This window comes from Pseudomonas sp. SBT1-2 (assembly GCF_028640875.1).
Classification (GTDB): Bacteria; Pseudomonadota; Gammaproteobacteria; order Pseudomonadales; family Pseudomonadaceae; genus Aquipseudomonas; species Aquipseudomonas chlororaphis_I.
Genome location: NZ_JAQZAA010000010.1, coordinates 1 through 260 on the forward strand (window position 1 = coordinate 1; position 260 = coordinate 260).

The window sequence follows — 260 nt, forward strand, 5'->3', positions numbered from 1 at the left end:
GCGGTGCAATCGCTCAAGGCGGGCGAAAGTCATGACGAAGTGTTCAGCGTGCAGGTCAGCGATGGCCTGGGCGGCGTGGATACACAACTGGTGACTATTACCGTCACCGGTAGCAACGATGCGCCGGTACTCAGCTTCGCCAGCGGCAATGATGCCGGCGCAGCGCAGGAAGACACCACCCTCAGCGTCAGCGGTCAATTCAGCTCGGCCGACATCGATCACGATGCCTCCGCTATCTGGACCATCAATGGCTCGCCAAC

Annotated in this window: 1 protein-coding gene; it reads left to right on the forward strand. The window is 60.8% G+C overall.

The window, feature by feature from the left end:
- Window positions 1-260 (forward strand): VCBS domain-containing protein (locus PVZ78_RS00900; RefSeq protein WP_273828118.1); only part of this gene is annotated, 260 nt, incomplete at both ends.